At 39.2% G+C, this 17,133-nt stretch carries 18 protein-coding genes and 1 pseudogene; 2 read left to right on the top strand and 17 right to left on the bottom strand.

All coding sequences use genetic code 11. From position 1 onward, the window contains the following. Window positions 1-5 precede the first annotated feature (5 nt). From csgA to EFK13_RS01375, 3 genes are all read right to left on the bottom strand, one after another. A complete protein-coding gene (csgA, locus tag EFK13_RS01385) occupies window positions 6-254 on the bottom strand; it encodes a sigma-G-dependent sporulation-specific acid-soluble spore protein CsgA (RefSeq protein ID WP_003241413.1) in 249 nt (82 codons plus the stop codon). 114 nt (window positions 255-368) lie between these two features. Then, the gene (locus EFK13_RS01380; protein ID WP_129506868.1) at window positions 369-1,757 is read right to left on the bottom strand and encodes an amino acid permease; all 1,389 of its coding nucleotides are present in this window, start codon (window positions 1,755-1,757) and stop codon (window positions 369-371) included. A gap of 315 nt (window positions 1,758-2,072) precedes the next feature. Next, window positions 2,073-3,257: a DUF4885 domain-containing protein gene (locus EFK13_RS01375; RefSeq protein WP_129506869.1), complete on the bottom strand. Its 1,185-nt coding sequence runs from the start codon at window positions 3,255-3,257 to the stop codon at window positions 2,073-2,075. 132 nt (window positions 3,258-3,389) lie between these two features. On the opposite strand from EFK13_RS01375, the gene EFK13_RS01370 reads away from it, so the two are divergent. Further along, window positions 3,390-4,247 (top strand): hypothetical protein, encoded by an 858-nt coding sequence (locus EFK13_RS01370; protein WP_129506870.1) that lies wholly within the window; start codon window positions 3,390-3,392, stop codon window positions 4,245-4,247. Between the two features lie 85 nt (window positions 4,248-4,332). Continuing rightward, a complete protein-coding gene (locus tag EFK13_RS01365) occupies window positions 4,333-5,103 on the top strand; it encodes a serine/threonine protein kinase (protein ID WP_129506871.1) in 771 nt (256 codons plus the stop codon). Here the strand turns inward: EFK13_RS01365 and EFK13_RS01360 are convergent. The 14 genes and pseudogenes from EFK13_RS01360 to thrC form a co-directional block, all read right to left on the bottom strand. Next, window positions 5,088-5,350 (bottom strand): annotated as a pseudogene (locus tag EFK13_RS01360) (hypothetical protein). The gene EFK13_RS01365 and the pseudogene EFK13_RS01360 sit on opposite strands and share 16 nt — an antisense overlap. A 97-nt stretch (window positions 5,351-5,447) precedes the next feature. Continuing rightward, entirely contained in the window at window positions 5,448-6,689 is a 1,242-nt protein-coding gene (locus tag EFK13_RS01355; RefSeq protein ID WP_129506873.1) for an ATP-grasp domain-containing protein, read from the bottom strand. A 16-nt stretch (window positions 6,690-6,705) separates the two neighbouring features. After that, a complete protein-coding gene (locus EFK13_RS01350) occupies window positions 6,706-7,353 on the bottom strand; it encodes a metallophosphoesterase family protein (RefSeq protein WP_129506874.1) in 648 nt (215 codons plus the stop codon). A 15-nt stretch (window positions 7,354-7,368) separates the two neighbouring features. Next, window positions 7,369-7,626, bottom strand: coding sequence for a glutaredoxin domain-containing protein (locus EFK13_RS01345; RefSeq protein ID WP_129506875.1), 258 nt, complete (start codon window positions 7,624-7,626; stop codon window positions 7,369-7,371). Further along, on the bottom strand, window positions 7,619-8,773 hold the full coding sequence (locus tag EFK13_RS01340; RefSeq protein ID WP_240034929.1) for a pyridoxal-phosphate-dependent aminotransferase family protein: 1,155 nt from the start codon (window positions 8,771-8,773) through the stop codon (window positions 7,619-7,621). Before EFK13_RS01340 ends, EFK13_RS01345 begins: the two co-directional genes overlap by 8 nt. 16 nt (window positions 8,774-8,789) lie before the next feature. After that, on the bottom strand, window positions 8,790-9,188 hold the full coding sequence (locus tag EFK13_RS01335) for a YjbQ family protein (protein ID WP_129506876.1): 399 nt from the start codon (window positions 9,186-9,188) through the stop codon (window positions 8,790-8,792). A gap of 37 nt (window positions 9,189-9,225) precedes the next feature. Beyond that, entirely contained in the window at window positions 9,226-10,314 is a 1,089-nt protein-coding gene (locus EFK13_RS01330; protein WP_129506877.1) for a phosphoenolpyruvate carboxykinase (ATP), read from the bottom strand. A gap of 21 nt (window positions 10,315-10,335) precedes the next feature. Continuing rightward, window positions 10,336-11,226 carry a phosphoenolpyruvate mutase gene (aepX, locus tag EFK13_RS01325; RefSeq protein WP_129506878.1) on the bottom strand — a complete coding sequence of 297 codons (891 nt, stop codon included), beginning with the start codon at window positions 11,224-11,226 and terminating at the stop codon, window positions 10,336-10,338. After that, window positions 11,223-12,236, bottom strand: coding sequence for a beta/alpha barrel domain-containing protein (locus EFK13_RS01320; protein WP_129506879.1), 1,014 nt, complete (start codon window positions 12,234-12,236; stop codon window positions 11,223-11,225). The genes aepX and EFK13_RS01320 overlap by 4 nt, the downstream gene beginning before the upstream one ends. After that, complete coding sequence (locus tag EFK13_RS01315) at window positions 12,233-12,793, bottom strand: thiamine pyrophosphate-dependent enzyme (protein ID WP_129506880.1); 561 nt, start codon at window positions 12,791-12,793, stop codon at window positions 12,233-12,235. The genes EFK13_RS01320 and EFK13_RS01315 overlap by 4 nt, the downstream gene beginning before the upstream one ends. Window positions 12,794-12,806: 13 nt before the next feature. Continuing rightward, window positions 12,807-13,310: a thiamine pyrophosphate-binding protein gene (locus EFK13_RS01310; RefSeq protein WP_129506881.1), complete on the bottom strand. Its 504-nt coding sequence runs from the start codon at window positions 13,308-13,310 to the stop codon at window positions 12,807-12,809. 35 nt (window positions 13,311-13,345) lie between these two features. Beyond that, entirely contained in the window at window positions 13,346-14,608 is a 1,263-nt protein-coding gene (locus EFK13_RS01305; RefSeq protein WP_248894263.1) for an MDR family MFS transporter, read from the bottom strand. Beyond that, window positions 14,554-15,765, bottom strand: coding sequence for an ATP-grasp domain-containing protein (locus EFK13_RS01300; RefSeq protein WP_240034930.1), 1,212 nt, complete (start codon window positions 15,763-15,765; stop codon window positions 14,554-14,556). The genes EFK13_RS01305 and EFK13_RS01300 overlap by 55 nt, the downstream gene beginning before the upstream one ends. Before the next feature lie 47 nt (window positions 15,766-15,812). Further along, the gene (thrC, locus tag EFK13_RS01295) at window positions 15,813-17,114 is read right to left on the bottom strand and encodes a threonine synthase (protein ID WP_129506884.1); all 1,302 of its coding nucleotides are present in this window, start codon (window positions 17,112-17,114) and stop codon (window positions 15,813-15,815) included. Window positions 17,115-17,133 lie beyond the last annotated feature (19 nt).

Here is a 17,133-nt window from a genome sequence, read left to right as displayed (position 1 = left end):
GCCTTTCAAAGCAGTAATTCATACACCTCGTTTAATTCCTTTGCCCGCTTTTGGTCCTGTTCATTCTGGGCATACTTAATTTCTTTTTCTAATACATGGTTCAAAAAAGACATTTCATTGTCATCTAAGTCTTTTACAAATTCCTCTTCATTCACATACCGCTTCGCCAGCATCTTCTTGCAAATCCGCTGGCAGACTTCATTTTCAAGATGGTTCGAAAGTGATTCGCGCAAATAACCGAGTGTAACATCCATTTTATGAACACCTTTCCTTCTGCTATCTTTACCCTATAGCTTGCTGAAATAGGAAAAATCCATACGCCAAAAAATAAAAAAAGAGACATCCGTGAATGTCTCTTTTTGCTATGGTTATTCAGCCGCTTGGCCGCTTTTTGTCAAATTGGCCTGCGAACGTTTGCCAATCCCAAACACATAATAACTAATGACCACAAGCGCTAAGAAAATCACGCCTACAATCAAAGATACACGAGTATCATCATTGAACCACATACCAACAAGAACCATCAGTAAGAAAGCAATCGTCACATAGTTTGTGAAAGGGGCAAACGGCATTTTGAATGGATGGTTATCTAACGCAGCGCCCTTGGCTTTTCTGAATCCAATATGGCTGATCAAAATGATAAACCAAGGAATCATGCCAGGCAGCACGCTCGCGCTGTAAACATACACAAAGATCTTCGGCGGCGCGATATAGTTGAGCACAACACCGACAGCCAAACCGATCAGCACCGCAATTGTGCCATACAGCGGCACTCCATTGCGTGAAACCTTCGTAAAGAACTTCGGCGCTTGTCCATTGACGCCTAATGTATAAAGCATACGGCCCGCACTGAAAATTCCACTGTTGCAGCCGGACATTGCCGCTGTAATCACGACAAAGTTAATGATGCCGGCAGCTGCCGTAACTCCGATTTTCGCGAACGTAGACACGAACGGACTTCCAAGTGAATTGAGCTCATCCCAAGGATAAACCGTTACGATTACAAAAATAGCGCCAATATAGAAAATCAAAATACGCCAGATAATACTTTGAATCGCACTTCTTAGCGTGTTTTGCGGGTCTTTCGCTTCACCTGCTGTAATCCCGATCAGCTCAACCCCTTGATAGGCCGCAATGACAAGTGACAGCGCAAAGAAGAATCCAGAGAAACCGCCTGCAAAGAAGCCCCCGTGAGACCACAGGTTCGACAATCCGATCGCATCTCCGCCGTTGCCAAACCCGAAGAAAATAATCCCGATTCCCGCAATAATCATCAAGATAATCGTTACGATTTTAATCATCGCAAACCAAAACTCAAACTCGCCGAACGACTTAACAGAAATTAAGTTCGCCGCACCAAGAATCACCATTGCCACGATACCAGGTATCCAAGCAGGCAAATCCGGGAACCAATACTTCATATAAGATCCGACAGCGATAATTTCTGACATGCCGACGATAATCCACTGGAACCAGTTGCTCCAAGCTGTTATATAACCTGCCAGCGGGTGAATATATTGATGGCCGAATGTCGCAAAAGAACCCGTGCTTGGCTCGACATACAGCATTTCACCCATCGCACGCATAATAAAAAAGATAAAAATTCCGCATATTGCATAAGCCAGAAGGACAGACGGGCCAGTCCATGAAATCGTGCTGGCTGAGCCCATAAACAAGCCGACACCGATCGTACCGCCCAAAGCGATCATCTGAATATGACGCGCGCCCAGGCCCCTCTTTAATTCTTTATTTGCCACTCCTCTTCCTCCTCTTAACCAAATACTCGAAAATGAGAAAACAGCAGGCCAGCTTGCCTTCTCATCAATCAGTTATAACAATCAGAAAATTCTAACTTAAAATTGTTATATAATCTCCAAAATTACTTATTTCATCATAATAAATTTCTCTGGAAAATACAATTGTTTTTTTCAGGTAAACACATATGTTCAGAGTTTTTTATTAAAACTTCGATTAAATTCTTTTATATAGATATAATTAAATTATTTAAATATTAAAATATATTTCCCTTTAGATTCTCATAAAAAAATAAGCTGTTCACAATGAACAGCTTACTAATAATTCACGCCGGTTTGACGCTTTAATGTGTCAAGCCACTCGGTATCTCCGGCGCCATAGCTCTTGCTCTGCCCCACATCTCTCAGAGATCCATTGCTGTAATCAATTGATAAAATGAAATCCGGAATGGCATCATATCCCGCTTCCGCAATTTTACTGAGCTCTGAACGATAGTGAGAAACTGCATACAAGGCCGTCGCTTTTTGCACAGGATCTTTTTCAAGCTCTTCTTTATAGACGTCTAATAAGTCACGTCCATCAGGCGTTACATACCGCCCGTCAATCACTTCTAAATCCTTCAAATGGTAGCCTGTGACTTCGTACATCTCACGAGCCGCCTGATACTTTTTATAAGCCTCTTCGGAAAATTGTGTTGAATCACTGCTTTGGCTTTTCATAATATGTAAAAATAGTTCTTTGCTGTTGTCTCCAGATTGCAGCACTTGCTCAATTTGCTTGATCAGGTCCTCATCGTCTGTCCCGCTCACCCGCACTTTATAGTCAATCGGCGTAATCGTAAACGTCAGCGCTGTCCCCTCCGGAATATGAATATGATTTCGGTTCAACAGCACTTGCAGCTGCTGGTTCACCTGGCTCCGCTGATACACCTTAGCATTCTCTGCCTCCACTTCTCCATTAAACGTAACATTGCGAAATGCGGCATCCTGCAAGTTATAGTTTTGCGCCTTCCCTTTGAATAGCCACTCTGTTTCATTATCGTAAGCAGCCTGTCTTTCTGCGGCTGACAGATCACTTCTAAAATAAGGCGACTTTGAATTTTGGTACTTATCCTTAATATAGCCTAATGGATCAGGCTTTGTTTTGTTAATCGCATTGATCCTGCTGTATTTTTCATCTAGTATTTTGATTCTGATATCACTCTCAGATTCATAGGGATTAGTGGATTCGATCACTGTTTCTGCCCCTGTGTCTGTCACTGTTCGAACATTCGCTGCTTGATACACTTTGCTGAAAGTCCCGCTGTTTCCCGCCACGCTGGTTTTAGAATAATTGAACTGATTGATTCCCTCATTTGCAGATCGCGACTCAAGCCTGCCGTATGCCTTGTCTAGCGCCGCCGCTGTATTCCCAGGCGTTTTCTCGCGTTTAACAGCCGCATCCTTTTTCAATATGTTCTCTGCCAACATCTGCGTGCGGATAAATTGCCGATTCAGACGCATTGGATTCCCTCCTGAACAATTCTCTCTTACTCTTTTTTATCGGCAGTAACAATGTATATATTAACCTGAAAAAACATTTATTTACACACAAAACGTTATTATGTAAGATGGAAATAAAAGGAGGTTGTTTGCATGATGAAAAAATGGCTTATTCCATTTGCTATTATGCTGTCTGTCTTATTCACCTTTACGTATTCGGCATCAGCTGCCGGAGTCACTGCTATCACAGGAAACAATTCATTTGATACCGCAATGCCGATCGGTTATTGGAAATATAAGAATATCGATACAACGATACTGGAAGCAGGAAAGGATGAAGCCTATTTCACTTTTACAGCTAATAAGGGAGAAAAAGTATACGTGAAAAGCACATACCAGAGCGCGTATACGGGGATGAAAATCGAAATTTACGATAAGAACAGAGCGCCTGTTTCACAAGGCACAGAAGTCATCAGCCCCACCACTTTTTCTTCTTTTATTTATGCCAATGCTGACGCCCAAAACACGACGGATACCTTCTATGTGAAAGTTTCACGCGGCTCCTATACCGGGAACATGTATTTTACAATTTCAATTGAAAATCGGATCAAATCCGGCAGCGGAACGTTCCAATTCAACGGCGTTGCTGAAAATAAAGGAAATACCGCCCTTAGCCCCTCAGGTTCTGACTCCAGCGTAATCAAGGCGGATTTAACAAACCAATCCGGAATACCGCACGACGCCATAGTAACCAGAGTCCAAACAACCGCCACTCAAACACCAAGCCAAGGAAATACGCGCCACTTCATCATGACAAGCGAAAACAATGAATGGCGGCGTGCACTTGTAAATAGCTCGACTTCAGGGTCTTATGATATATCATTGTCAGATCAACTCAGTGTCGCAAAGGTATGGAGTTTTAAATATAATACATTAGCGACTGCCAGATCGACGATGAGTAATGTAAAAGCAAAAATAGATTATGAATACGATGTCACAAAGCAGTTTTAACTTATACCGAGCCGGTTATCCGGCTCTTTTTTATTCTTAGCCTAGAAGGTAAACTATAGTCAGTACAACCAAGGGAAGTGCAAACATGGCATTAAAACAGCTAAAAAAACTACTTTTTGACCGCCCTCTAAGGGACGGCGTTATCCTAAATAATCAATACAAAATCGAAGAATGCCTCGGCATGGGCGGCTATGGCTTGGTCTATTCTTGCACGGATGTCCATACTCAAACAGCTTATGTCTTAAAACAGCTGCGGCCGACAAAAGCGAAAAAGGAAAAAGAAAGAGTCCGGTTCCAGCAGGAAATGAAACTGCTCAAAAGCATTCACCACCCGCAAATCCCGGCCTTCATAGAAAATTTCATCATAGACGGACAGGCTTATTATGTCATGCAGCTCATTGAGGGAGAGAATATAGAAGAATTATTGTTTTTTCGAAAACAGCCGTTTACAGAGCTTATGGCGTTACAGCTGCTTTCACAGCTGCTCGGAATTGTAGAATACCTGCATGATCGCTTCATATTTCACAGCGACATCAGAACGCCTAATATCATCATCAATGACGGCAGGCTCTGCCTCATCGATTTCGGCCTTGCAAAGCAATTGACTCCTGAAGAAACGGAGGAAATAAAGGTGAGAAAACAGGATGATTTCTTCGATCTGGGAGAAACGCTGTTGTTCCTGCTGTACTCCCAATATAAAGGGAAAAAGAAGAAAAACGGCACCTGGCTGGAGGAATTAACGCTGACAAACGAAGTAACCCTGCTGCTGAAAAAATTATTGGGCATTGATGAAGAGTATCAGCACACCGCTTCCATTCGCGAAGATGTAAATCGGGCCATTCAATCGGTCACATAAAAAAACCCTTGTCCCAAAAGCGGAACAAGAACTTTTTTGGATTAACTGCTGCTGTAGCTCCGGCGTTTGTAACGATGACTCCCGCCATAACGGTCGTAGTGTCTTCTTTTGCCTGAGCTGCTGCTGTAGCTGCGGTAATGTCTGCGCCGGCTGCTGCTGTAATGTCGGTGTCTGCGATATCGGTCACTAGAGCTGCCTGAGAGGTACTTGATCGTTTTGATGATTTTTTTAAACATATGCTGATCACCCCATTTCTTTCTTCCTATTATATATAGTTTATGGGAGAAAGAAAAACATCACTTCCGACAACAGCTTATTCAATTGAAGCCCTAAATAAATGAAGATTATTGGTTCATCATTTGATCCTCTGTTAGATGAAGATAATATGTTTGTTTGACTAATGCTAATAAGTTTTGTACCTCATTCTCATTTTCTAAACAAAAGTAAAGTCTGGCCAGATCAAAACTTGAACTTTGCTTTTCATCAACAACATCACCTTCTTGGTATAACAATTCAACCTCCAATATGCCAGCAAGCTTTTCCCAGTCTTCAGTGGGCGTAAAATCTTTTATTGTTCCGTTTCGGCAAGGCAAGCTAAAGTATCCGACAGTTCCCTCTATTGGATTCACCATGAGGTTTAGATCTCTATTTATAGAAACGTTAAGAGAACTTTCCCACAAAGATATATTGAATTTTTTTTGTATCATGCGGCTGATCCCACCGCCCCCGATACGCATTGCAATCTCACCGACGATCAATTCACCTGAACGTGTTCTGTAAATTTCAAGATGCCCAGGGCCGTCCGTAAAACGAAATGCTCGAGCAACAGACCTCTGAAGTTCTAATATTTCAAGATAAACCGGGTCATTTTGACTCAATATAAATGATCCTTGGATTTTAGCCATTCCTTTTAGCAAAGGCACTGTATATTTTGATATTGATACAAAAAGAATCTCTCCGTCAGCGTATAAAGTATCACAATGAAACTCTTCCATTTCTATACATTTTTCAGCGATCATCAGTGAGTTATTCTTCTTTAATTCGCCTAAACCACCCGAAGCTGAATACAGGTCTTCAAAATGATCTAATGAATGGATCATGAAAGTATTTAAGGCACCTGAACCAAGAGCCGGCTTTACAATAATAGGCCAGCCTAGTTTCTCACCTGCTGCCGGGATATCTTTTACTTGACTTAAACACAAAAAGTCTGCAACAGGAATCCCTTCCATTTTAAGTTTAGTCTTCATCGCCAATTTATTTGTCATATAAAGAGCTGTTTCAAATCCAGGTCCGGCAATCCCAAAATAAGAACGAAGAAACCCACCTGTTAATATACTTTTTTCGGTTGTTGTAACAATATGATCAATTGGACCCACTTTTAATATCTCCAGCATCAAACTCTTCATAACCGTTAAATCTGTTACATCATCAACGATATATACATGATCTGCCCAATGTGAATAAAGAGAGGCATAACACGATCTCGTAATGACAGATATATTGACAGTATCATTTGTTTCCTTATCTTTTCGAAAAAAATGAATAGGCTCTGGTTTATCGGAATTAATGAGTAAAATACGAAGCATCAGAATAAACTCCTTTTCAATACAATATATTGTAAGTAATCTGATTTTCCAATGTATCCAAAAGCATCCAACTAGGATGATCATATTTCATATCACCTATATTGATTAAATAACGAGATTCAGAGTCTAATGTGATCGGCTTACCGTTTATAATGCTTTTTCGTTCATAATAAGGGTTATTCTCTTTACTCTTAACTTCAAACAGTACATTTTGGTGGTTATGACCATAAAAGATCCACGGGCTGTTCCAATGAACATTGCCAGGCCTCCAATAATCCTCTTCTTCTTCCGTCCAGTCAAAATTATGGCCATGTGTTAACCTGACCATTGGAGTTAAATGAATCTCTAAAGGCATGTGAATCAAAAAGTTGTAAAAGTCTATCGGAAGTTCTTTTTCAGGGATCAGACTTAATATCCTCTCCTCTTGATTGCCTTTTATCACTCGAATATCTTTTAGCAAATTCATTAATTTCCAATCCAAATCTAAAACTTGTTCCATACACTGAAACTGAAAATCTTTTAAATCCTTTTTAGGAACCTTAACTTCAAAAACATCTCCTAAACAAATGATCTCATGTATAGAAGAAAAGGTTTGGATATGCTCCAAAACCTTTTCAAGATTATCACGTTTCCCATGTATATCTGTTATGAAGGCATAGCGCAAGAAGAAGAATCCCCCTTAACGATTTTGGCCAAACTTTTTTTCTATATAATCTAAGACATGCTGGTTGTATTCCAGTCTACCTGAAATAATAACGTTATCTTCTTCATCAATTAAAGCAGGGATATAAGGAACGCCTGTTTTTTCTATTAATTCTGTTCGTAAAGCGCGATCCTTCGGAAGATTCACATTGATATACGTTATATTCAGCTCAGTTAATTTCTCTCTTACCGGTTTGCAATAAGGACAGGTTTCCCTTTGATATAATTTAAGCATGGTATATGACTCCCCCTCCTAATGCATCACTCAAAGCAGTCGTGCTGGCCCCAGAATGAACCTGATAACCCATTTCCGCTAACACCTGTTCCAATATTCCAAATATACCGAATAAATCAATTTCATCAACAGCTCCAATATGCCCAATCCTGATCATCTTCCCTTTAAACTCACCTTGCCCCCCAGTTATCGTAAGCCCATATTCTTTATTTAGTATTTTTAATAATAAAGCTGCATCAATCCCTGATGGGGCTAACGCTGCTGTCACTGTATGACTTCTAACATGAGGAGATTGTACAAAAAGGTGAAAACCTAAAGCCTCCAATCCTCTTTGTGTCGCCATAGCGATACGGGCATGTCGTCTGGTAGCATTCGAAAGGCCTTCTTCCTTCAATAAATCTAAGGATTTTTTCAAAGCTAAAAGCAAAGATACTCCCGGACTTGAAGGCGCCATAGGATAAAACTTTTTAAATCTTTTAAATGAAAAATAGTAAGTTGAAGGTTGAATTTTATTAATCACTTCCCAAGCTTTCGGTGAAATAGCAACAAACGCTAAGCCCGGCGGCATCATAAACCCTTTATGAGAGGCTGCTAACACTATGTCTAATCCCCAATCATCCATTGACAGCTCATGAGAAATAAGGCCGCTTATAGCATCAACGATCACCAGTACCTCTGTATCTCTGAACAATGCCCCAATGGCCTCTACATCATTTACAGCACCCGTTGAAGTTTCACTATAAACAACGAGCACTCCCTTTATATCCGGATGCTGCTTATACGCTCTTTCAACTTCTTCAATATTAACAGATGTTCCCCAAGGAGAGCTTACGGTTATCACCTCTAAACCGAAGATTGTACAGATATCAGTAAAACGCTCTCCAAAGTAACCGTTAGTTACGACTAAAACTTTATCTCCCCTACTAAAGGAGTTTGATACAGCTGCCTCCATGGCACCCGTACCTGAAGATAACAAAATATAAATATCTTGTTTTGTCAAAAATAGATCTGGGAGTTCATGATTAATTTCGTTAATAATATCCTCCATTTGCCGGGATCGGTGATGAATCATTTCCTGTGCTCCCGCCAATAAAATTTCCTGCGGAACTTGCGTAGGTCCCGGAGTAGCCATCCGTAACTTCCTCATCTCAAACAACTCCTCATTAATGATCTACATAGATTTTTCGTTCTGCTTCCCTTAGATCAAAATCAAATAATACGACCCTATGGCTGTCCGAACAGGCCAGCTTATGATTTTTGTATGGAACCATCACACTTGTCCCAATTATTGTAGACCACACATGTGAAAAACCATTTGAATCACCGGTAGTGTTAAAGTGTTCGTACTGTTTATTCTTTGAAGCAATGGACTCTAAGCATTGGAGCAAGTCTTGTACGGTGCCTGGTTCATAACGCATGACAGTGAGACCAACCGTACTTCCGGTTACACAGACCTTTACCAAACCTGAAGATGGCTCTAATTGAGATAATGCGTCTGTTACTTGTTCTGTAATATCATAACTATGATTAAAGCCTTTTGATTGAATCGTGATTTCAACCACTTTATTTTTCTCCTTTATTTACCGTTTTTTAAAGGTATTACAGAGCGTATCTCTCGCTAAACACTGAACCTTCCAAAATGCCTGATCCACTCACTTCAAAAGCAGAAAACTTTCCGGCAAGCTCAATACACTGATTTATTTTTCTCTCCAGTTCATTCTGATGTACAGGACAAATAAAATGGTTCCACATCGTGTTCTCTTTTGTAAAAATCCTTTCTATATGCGGAACAATCAATTCACCATGATTACTTACCTGATTGATTCTGCATTCTGTAGAAGGGAATAGATCAGGGTAAATCATACATTCGACCATAAATGATTGACCTGGTTCTGCAAAAGGAATGACCTTCTTAAAAAAAACCGGGTCAATGGCCATTTTATGTTCAGTTGACCAAAGATTTTCTTTAATAGATTCAATTTTATTAGAGAGCCCGAAATGTTCGACGAATTCTGGATATTTAGAAAGTGTGCCGAGTCCTAAATGAGGATAATCCGGCCACCCTGAGGCCCGTAATTTCCCATCTTCTATCCAAAGAAAAGTCTTATCACCGCTTATGAGTTTGTACCCCTGTTTACTCACTAATTCCAGCAATAGAGTTGACTTGCCTTTCCCTTTTGAGCCAATAATGAGAGTGGCCTTGGCATCTTTTAACGCACTGGTAGCGTGCAGCACCGCTACACCATGGTTCTCTTCATTTTTCAATACTAAATCTCTAACGAACTCAATTAAAACCAGTTTATCCTGCTCTGCATTATGAAGCTGTGTAGAAATGATTATCTTCTTGTTTTCTCTATCAAATGAGAAGATCGTATCTGTTTTTGTACATTTAACATATTCAATTCCATTAACAGTTACTCGTTTACAAGGAATGGTGAAATATTCAGAAGCACTTTTTCTGATGTAAATATCATCACCGCTATTAAAGTCTACCGTTTGGAATTCTTCTTTATTACGAGTGATATACACATCAGCCAAGCGATCTTCTTCATGCCTTCCCCTGTTAATAAAAAAGTGCGTACTGAAAAAATCAAAAACATGGTCCAATGATAACGACGGTTCAATAAAAAAATTAATTTTCGAATGTAAATATGCTAGTGAAACAATATCATATTGATTAGAAATCATTCTAATTTACTCCTATCTTATTTATTTGATAGTACTGATGACAGAAGCGGCGGAGTTATACATATCTTCTTGTTTTCTCATTTCATACATACCTTGAAGCTCGAAAACAGTATTCATAGACACAATGTTATCTTCTATACCTACAGTATTTCCATCAAGGAGAATTTGGGAGAATGTCTCTTGCATTGCCTTAATAGAGCTTCTAAGACCATGATTGGCGTAAATGACCATATTGATGCCCATTAACTCCATTTCTTTCACGGTTATATGTGGGTATGTCGTAGGTACAATCACAATAGGTATCGCTCCAGTGAACTGTTTTACGAAATTCTTAATCTCGTCTGGCTGACTTTCTTTTGAATGGATCAAAATGGCATCAGCTCCTGCTGCCTCATAAGCATAGGCTCTGTTTAATGCTTCTTCCATTCCTTGACCCGCAATTAAAGCTTCAATTCTAGCAATAACAACAAAATCAGGATTTTTTTGAACGTCTTTTGCCGCTCTGATTTTATTTGAGAATTCATCAATAGACGCCAATTTTTGCGATCCTTTCACAAAACTGTTTAATTTAGGAAATTGCTTATCTTCTATACAAATACCAGCAATTCCGTTTCTCTCATATTCTTTTACTAGACGTATCACATTGTTCACACTTCCATAACCAGAATCGCAATCACAAATGATTGGGATGGATGTAGATTCATTCATCACAATTGCGGCTTGCAGATTTTCTGTCATAGTCAAAATATTAGCATCAGGAACAGCATAAGAAGCCGAAATTTCCAATCCACTGGCCCATATTGCATGGAAACCGGCTTGTTCAGCAAGTTTAGCGCTTAAACCATTATGAGCCCCCATTACTCGCACGACCTGATTTGAATATAGCAACTCACGTAATTTTTTAGCTTTCATTTTACACTCTCCTGTCTAAATTTTTGATCAATAACTGATTCAATGTAAGACATATCAACTCTTTTAGGTAAACTTTGTCCAAGTAATTTTGATACTTGTAAGGGATCAAGATTTACTTCTTGGCATTTTGAAATGACTAAATCATAGAAATAGTAATGGATGTTGCTGAGTCCGCTTATAATCTCTGGAGTAGAAATTTTCATTGGTGAAGATAGAATGGTAGATAGTACATATTCAGCTGCGGTTAAAATTGGATGTAGGTTGTATGGGATGTTATCGAACTTGTCCCAATGATGTAATGCACTTACAAATTGTTCTGTTGGAAGGTTTCCTGCCCCTCGAGCCATTCCACATAATGAAGTATCTATGAAGGTTGCTCCCGCGTCCATTGCTTCAAGGGCATTTGTAAAGGCTAATCCAAGGTTGTTATGTCCGTGAAAACCAACTGGGCAATTCGACTGATCACATGCAGCTGCTACCCTTTTTCTAACACCATCAGGCGTTAAATTCCCGAAAGAATCAGCCATATAAAACACATCCGCACCTAAAATATACGATTTTCTCGCTAGCTCAGCCATGTCTTTCTCTTCAATATAACTGGCTGCCATTACATTAAAACTAACGTGAAAGCCCCGATTTTTTAGGTATTCAATATACGGTAAAGCATCTTCGGCATTATGAGGATACGAAGCAACACGAATCCATGGAATCAGCTGCGGCTTCAAATTGTCCAATAGATGAAGCTCACAAACTGATGGGACAACCATCGCCGCTAAACGTGAATGGATCGTCTTCGGCAGCTGGTCTAAAAGTTCAGGTGTACAGTTTGCTAAACTCCCGACAGATTTTTCTTTATTGCTGCCTGATCCTCCTATATAACCGATTTCTATTATATTCACATTGGCTTTATCTAGATGCAGGATGATTTGATTGATGTCTTCATCAGAAAAAAACCAGTTATTGAAATTACCGCCGTCCCGGAGTGTACAATCTATTAATTGCATTTTCATACTGAAACCTCATTTTCTGACTTTAATTCATTTGTAAAACGCTGGACTATTTCTTGCGGTGTCCAATGCACCCTATTGCCAATTTTTTCACTTCTTGGTTCAACTTTAATGTGGATAAGTCCCGGACCCTTTTTAGGCAAATCAAACGTTTCCTGTACTGAATTGATTTCAATGGCATACTCATACCCCGCTTGTAAAGCTATATCTGTTACATTCACTAGAGGAACTGTTTTCTGTCCGCCCGTACTTTCATGCATACCGTTATCCAAAACAACATGTATAAGATTTTTAGGTTTTTGATGACCGATCATCGTGATAATTCCCATATTCATTAAAAACGATCCATCTCCATCTAGCACAACCAGAGGAACATCAGGATATACGGCAGACAAACCTAATCCGACAGGAGCAGCCATTCCCATGGACCCAACCATATAAAAATTTCTGGCTCTGTCATGTATGTTGTACAAATCACGGCTTATATGACCGCATGTACTAACCAAATATGCTGATGGAAACTGGCCTAAAACAAGCTGAATTGCATCATGTTTATTCAAACAAATACACCTCCTATATTTCATCTTTAATTAATATCGCAACAGGGCGGTTTGTCTTCTCGATTAAAAAAAGCGCATCTAATATGGTCCCTTCAGAATTTTCATAATCGAGCTCTTTGTAAGGGATATCCACTGAATGAAGTAAATCAGTGAGTTTTTCACCGATTATGTCATGTTCAACTGCATCATTACCGTATGCCCCTCTCCAGCTGATTAGTAATAAAATAGGAATATCATAAATAAAATTAAAGGATGTAAGAACATTTAAGCAGTACCCTAAGCCTGAATTTTGCATCAGCATCACGCATTTTTTCCCGCCTAGATACATACCGGATGCAACACCTAAAGCAGAATCTTCTCTAATGGAGGGGACAAATGTAATATTTTGTTTTTCTGTAGCCTCTTTTGATTCCAGTAACCTAAAAAAACCTTTTAACAATGAACATGGCACTCCGGTAAAATGTGTATACTTGTTTTCTGTAAGTGTATTCAGCATTCTTTCTGCAGTTGAGTTCAATTCAAGTTCTCCCCTTATAAGAAATAACCTAATAATTATTTATTCATAACCTCAGTTTCATAAGGTTGAACAAATCTATGCTTTCTATTGCCGACACGATATGCTGCTAAAGCAAAACAGATAGACAAAGCCGCAACTAAGAAAATGGTTCTGCCCCCAAAAAGGCTAAGGACAATCCCTCCAAGCCATGGGCCTATAAACTCCCCTACATTATAAAAATTCTGTGCTCCATAATAAGTTCCCCTCATATTATCAGGGGCCAACTCATCCATTAATACATTCATTGATGGGAAACATAAGATTTCACCCACAGTTAAAATAAACATAGAAATACAGAACGTGAGCCAACCGTTTGATAAAGCAAAACCAATATTCCCGATGATACAACACACGCTTCCCGTACAAATCGTTATCATTGTATTATATCTCTCAAAAAGGCCTGTTAATGGCAACTGCAATATAATTACAGTTACAGCATTTATGGTTATTAAAGTTGAGAATATCTTCACGCCATTCACGAAATCAAGGTTCAGGTACTGAAGCAATGTACTCTCCATCTGTGAATAGCTAAATAATAAGAATATACCGCCTGCTATATAAAAACGAAGAGCAACATCCTTTTTCAGTGTCTTAAAAATAAATGGCAAATGAAATTCTTTTTTTGAATTGCTTTTATTTTGCAGAACCATTTTATTCATCATAAAAAATAATAATAGAGCATAACAAAGATATACAGAGCCAGTAATAATAAAAGGGGTTCCGCTGCTCACCAGTCCCAGATATGTTCCTAAAAGAGGACCTAGAGCACCGCCAACATTAATGGCCAGATACCGCAAAGAAAAAATACTGAGCCTCTTCTTGCTGCCTGCTAATTCAACCATTAAAGCCTTTGAAACTGGTTCGAAAAAGGAATGACACAGACCACTTAAAATATTTAACAAACTGAACCATAATATTGTATGAACGATGCCAAAAAGAAAGAAAACTACACTCCAAATGAAAATGGAACATAGCATAACACTTTTTCTGCCGATTCTGTCGGAAAGGGTTCCTCCAATGATTCCTCCAATCGTAGTTGCAAAATACCCCAAGCCAATAACCAAACCAATTACACCAAAACCCTCTCCTGTTTCTTGATGAAGATAAATAGCCAAAAACGGTGTTGTCATTGATTTTGCTGCTTTTGTGACAAGTGTTCCCAAAAGCAAAAACTTAATGACCGGGTGTAATCCGAAAAACTCCTTTATTTGAGAGACCACGTTGATTGATCTTCCCAAACCATATTCTCGGTACACCATGTCGCAACTTGATGAATTCTATTAATCAGTACATCTTCGGTATCCCCTTTAATTAAGTAACTCGATACAACATCTACACTAGAAGAAGCACCTTGAAAAACCTCCCCTTCTTTAGCAGATACTTTTTGCTTCGTTACCCAATTCTCAAAAGGAATTGAAGGAATTTTGACCAACCGCCCGTATTTAGGAGGGATCAATATCCACCCGCTTAAGGGTTTTGGCCCCATTTTAAGCTGTGGATAACCTGGAATCTCATGGGGTAGGCCGCACTGTTTTTTTACACAAATTTCATTCAAGTCAAAACCAAAGCTTTGCTGAATAGCCTCACGTATCAACCCCCCTCCAGTTCGGCTAGCTATTTCACAAAACACTAGCTTATCATCCGGAGTATGAAACACTTCCGCGTGAAAAGTAGTTGTTTCTGGGGATGACAGCACCTTTAGTGCTTTTTCAACAATATCAATTAATCTCGAGGTCAAAGGGTTGTCGGCGCCAAGCTGATAACTGGCTAAAAATTGTTCCTCCTGGAAAGCCAAACATCCGTTTATATACCGAGAGGGCCAATTTAATATGATATGCCCGTCTATCTTAAGCCCATCAATGTGGTACATATCACCATCTACAAACGTTTCCACTTCAACATTTCTATCAAGACCCTTAGATAGGTATTCCATCATATCTGATTCATTTTTCAGCACCTTTGTATCGACAGATCCCGACCCATCTATTGGCTTAACGACTACCGGAAAACCAAACTGCTGTACAAAAAGGTACAGGTCAACAGGAGATTCAATTTTCCGGTAATGAGGAACAGGTATCCCAGCTTCTTCTAAACATTGTTTCATTAAAACTTTGTCCCGAAACAATAATGCACTCTCGTAAGACTGCCCGCGCAATCCTAAATGAGTACGAAGTTTGCCTGCTCTTAAAAGGTCATACTCAGACATTGCAATTATTGTGTTAAATCTATATGTTTCATGTAATTTCAACGCTCTTATTTCAATACATCCATTAACCGGATACTCATCAAATGACTCGATCTGATCATAGTTTTGGCATTCGTTCATTCGTTCAGTTGAAGTTAGCATTACAACAGGTTCTTCTAAATCCTTTAGCCATAAATCATACGGAGATTTAGAATATGACGTTTTATTCAATATTAAAGTACTGATTGCTTTTCCTCCTCTCTTGTACTGTTTTTTAATTAATGACTCTTTAATAAACCATTCAAATCACTAATCGTCTCCATCGCTGATTTTATCTCAGCCAAAGATAGCTCGGTAGATTTAATATTGTTTTTAAACTTGCCGTTTAAGTCTTTTCCAAAGTGATAATCGTGAAGAGCTCCAGTATCTTTTAATATATTGCCTGTTAAAATACATAAAACAGATTCATCTTTGTCTATTACCTGCTGTGACCTCAATTGACGGAGTCCTGCTACAGTAGAGGCAGAGGCAGGCTCACAGCCCACTCCTGTTCTGTCGATTATTGCTTTTGCATCAAGAATGTCTTCATCAGTAACAGATACAGTGATTCCATTTGTATCTTCTAAAACCTTTCTTGCTTTTTTCCAGCTAGGAGGATTTCCTATATTCAATGCAGAAGCTCTAGTGTACGGAAATGGTTCCGGTTCAAGGGTTCCTTTATTTTCACTAACCATCTGATGAAATGGGCTAGCGCCTTCCGCTTGTATGATAGCGACCCGAGGCATCTTGTCAATGAAGTTTAAAGCATATAAATCGCGGAGTCCTTTCCCTAAAGCTGTTGCATTACTAAGAGCACCGCCAGGAACAATAATCCAATCAGGCAATTCCCAGTCTAGATATTGAGCTATCTCAAAAATAATGCTCTTTTGCCCTTCAATTCTGAATGGATTAATAGAATTGCATATATAAAAACCAAAGTCACCATTATACTTTTCCAAAAACCTGATACCGTCATCATAAGTACCCGGAATACTAAATACATTTCCACCGTAAGCTGCTGTTTGCAATACCTTATTAATTGAAATTTCTTTATCCGGTACAAAAACGTAGGACGCAGCATTTGCAATAGAGGCATACATTCCCAATGATGAAGAAGTATTTCCGGTAGAAGTACAAGCGTATTTTTCATAACCTAAATGTTTGCCATGTGAAACAGCAACAGTCATGCCGTTATCCTTAAAAGAACCGCTGGGGTTTTCACTTTGCGCCTTTAGATATACCTTTCTCAACCCGGTATAATTTGATAGCATCTCAGAGCTGTATAACCCTGTGTTCCCTTCATATTTTGTAACGACACTTTCAACTGGCAAATCTGGATATATAAGTTCTTTATATCTCCATACTCCGCTTGCAAAAACAGACATACGTTCAGATAGGCGTTCATGAAATACATGCTTTAAAAAGTCGGTATCGTAATGAGAAAAATCATGAACAATATCTACAAGTCCACTACAAGAACATTGATAATTAAAATCATCAGAAGACATTTCCCGGCCACAGTCGATACATACAAATTTCATATTTCGCTAGACATCAAGC

The organism is Bacillus cabrialesii (assembly GCF_004124315.2).
In the GTDB taxonomy this organism is placed as follows: Bacteria; Bacillota; Bacilli; order Bacillales; family Bacillaceae; genus Bacillus; species Bacillus cabrialesii.
Note: the sequence above shows the minus strand (reverse complement) of the source record. Positions and strands in the feature narration are given on the sequence as shown.

What these genes read in the sequence shown, in the direction of transcription:
- EFK13_RS01330 (WP_129506877.1), bottom strand. Translation starts at nt 10,314, where the DNA reads ATGATTTCTAATCAATATGATATTGTTTCACTAGCATATTTACATTCG.
- EFK13_RS01365 (WP_129506871.1), top strand. Translation starts at nt 4,333, where the DNA reads ATGGCATTAAAACAGCTAAAAAAACTACTTTTTGACCGCCCTCTAAGG.
- aepX (WP_129506878.1), bottom strand. Translation starts at nt 11,226, where the DNA reads ATGAAAGCTAAAAAATTACGTGAGTTGCTATATTCAAATCAGGTCGTG.
- thrC (WP_129506884.1), bottom strand. Translation starts at nt 17,114, where the DNA reads ATGAAATTTGTATGTATCGACTGTGGCCGGGAAATGTCTTCTGATGAT.
- EFK13_RS01305 (WP_248894263.1), bottom strand. Translation starts at nt 14,608, where the DNA reads ATGGTGTACCGAGAATATGGTTTGGGAAGATCAATCAACGTGGTCTCT.
- csgA (WP_003241413.1), bottom strand. Translation starts at nt 254, where the DNA reads ATGGATGTTACACTCGGTTATTTGCGCGAATCACTTTCGAACCATCTT.
- EFK13_RS01355 (WP_129506873.1), bottom strand. Translation starts at nt 6,689, where the DNA reads ATGCTTCGTATTTTACTCATTAATTCCGATAAACCAGAGCCTATTCAT.
- EFK13_RS01375 (WP_129506869.1), bottom strand. Translation starts at nt 3,257, where the DNA reads ATGCGTCTGAATCGGCAATTTATCCGCACGCAGATGTTGGCAGAGAAC.
- EFK13_RS01370 (WP_129506870.1), top strand. Translation starts at nt 3,390, where the DNA reads ATGATGAAAAAATGGCTTATTCCATTTGCTATTATGCTGTCTGTCTTA.
- EFK13_RS01345 (WP_129506875.1), bottom strand. Translation starts at nt 7,626, where the DNA reads ATGCTTAAATTATATCAAAGGGAAACCTGTCCTTATTGCAAACCGGTA.
- EFK13_RS01320 (WP_129506879.1), bottom strand. Translation starts at nt 12,236, where the DNA reads ATGAAAATGCAATTAATAGATTGTACACTCCGGGACGGCGGTAATTTC.
- EFK13_RS01340 (WP_240034929.1), bottom strand. Translation starts at nt 8,773, where the DNA reads ATGAGGAAGTTACGGATGGCTACTCCGGGACCTACGCAAGTTCCGCAG.